Source organism: Microcoleus sp. BR0-C5 (assembly GCF_036705045.1).
Taxonomy (GTDB): Bacteria; Cyanobacteriota; Cyanobacteriia; order Cyanobacteriales; family Microcoleaceae; genus Microcoleus.
Window position 1 is genome coordinate 1 of sequence record NZ_JAUBTR010000187.1, and the last position, 1,727, is coordinate 1,727.

Genomic DNA, 1,727 nt, shown 5'->3' on the forward strand with positions numbered 1-1,727 from the left:
ACTACCACCAATTCGTCCGATAGTCACCCGCCGAGAGCTCTATGGCGGTCGCAGCCCCTGTTGTCAAACCGAGTATCAGGCCCCGGTACCTGCTGGAATGGAACCAGGCTCACCATTTGGCCGGGAGATTCAAAGCTTAGTTACATATCTGCGCTACACTCATGCGATCGGCTACGAACGCAGGGTAAACGCATCTAAATTAAGTTGACAGAAAATCATATTTGTGCGTGAGTCTTTTTCTGAAAAAATCCTTCTTAAAACTCTTAAATCCGATGGAATTAACCCAGTAAAAATCGAGCTTTAAGAACTTCTGAATTCTCGAAGCTGAATCAATTTAGATCGGGAATCTGTTTGAGTTTTCGAGCGTTAACTGGCAGAGTTTAAGATTTGGACTAAATAATTATTATCCATTCCCGCCAGATACCGCTTCATTTTTAAACTTCCTTTAAATCCTTTTTCTTGTTTCAGTAAATTGATGGCTAAACGACGTAGAAGAGCAAAGTTTTCAGGAGAATTATCTTTACGAATCCGACTCTTGTCTTCACAAAAAGTAACATCCAATGTCCAATGTAAGCTATTTTCAATACCCCAATGACTGCGAATTGCTTGAGAAATCTTCTCGGCATTACTGGCTAAACTACTCAAATAAAAGCGAACTTCTGTGGTTGTTTTATTCCACAAACGTCTTTCACTTACGATCATCACAACCGTTTTTAATCCAGTCCATAATGATTGATTATGAAGAGATGGAAGCTCTGAGACTGCCACCGTCCAAATTTGTCTTTTTTCAACTCGATGATGCCCGGCTTCTATTTGTTGATAATAGCTATGCTCTCTGCCACCAAACTCTTCTTTTCGAGCTAATTCAAACCAGTTTTTTACGTCTTTATGAATAAGTTTTTGATTCCCTTTTAGCGCTAAAAGATAATCTCCTTTCTTCTTAATTATGAGCGCTGCTATTTCTTTCTGACATCCCAAAGCATCGATGGTTATTATGCTTCCAGCAATTTATAGCAGCTCTAATAAAGCCGGAATTGCCGTCACTTCGTTGGATTTCTTATTGACTTTTTTTGTCCTAAAACTAATTGATGGGATGAAGACCATGCACTGACTATATGCAATGGTTTTTGGCTGTGATTCCGGTCATAAGATTGTTTCATTGTTTTGCCATCAATGGCTATGACTTCTAGCTCCAACTTTTGGGTGATTGAATTTATCCAACTCAAAAAACACTCTTGAAACTGCTGCGGTTCAATTCGAGCAAAGAAGGAGACTAAATGTATCATGAGAAGGAATTCCATTCGGCAGTTCTAGAAAACCTTTCAGCCATTCATATTTGGTTGTTCCATAGAGTTCTATTGCGGACCGATCCATCTGCACCGCTGATGACAGCTAGAATCGCAATTGCTACAATATCTATTAATAAATGCTGTTTACTTCTTTCTATTCTTGGATCGGTCAAGGTTCCAAAATGGTTTAAAAAACAAGCGTTCAATAAGTGTGTCTGGTTCGATACACCTATTGTTTTTTGTTGGTCAGTTAAAGTCGAAGTAAACCCTTTCGCCATCGATCGCACCTAATTACGCACTTGATTTAGCCCAATACTTCATCTTATCATGTTTTAGGTTGAAATTAAGATGCGTTTACCCTGGCTACGAACGGCTGTCGGGAATCTTGGCGGAAGTTTTTGGACTCAAGATATCCGAAGGAGCAATCGCCAACCTTTT

The 1,727-nt window shown here is 39.5% G+C and carries 2 pseudogenes; one reads left to right on the forward strand and one right to left on the reverse strand.

Annotated elements, in window-relative coordinates:
• Positions 1 to 181, forward strand: a pseudogene (locus QUB08_RS31795) (IS66 family transposase); the annotation flags it as partial.
• 185 nt (positions 182 to 366) lie between these two features.
• Here QUB08_RS31795 and QUB08_RS31800 read toward each other — a convergent pair.
• Positions 367 to 1,567 (reverse strand): annotated as a pseudogene (locus tag QUB08_RS31800) (ISAs1 family transposase).
• Positions 1,568 to 1,727: the final 160 nt, after the last annotated feature.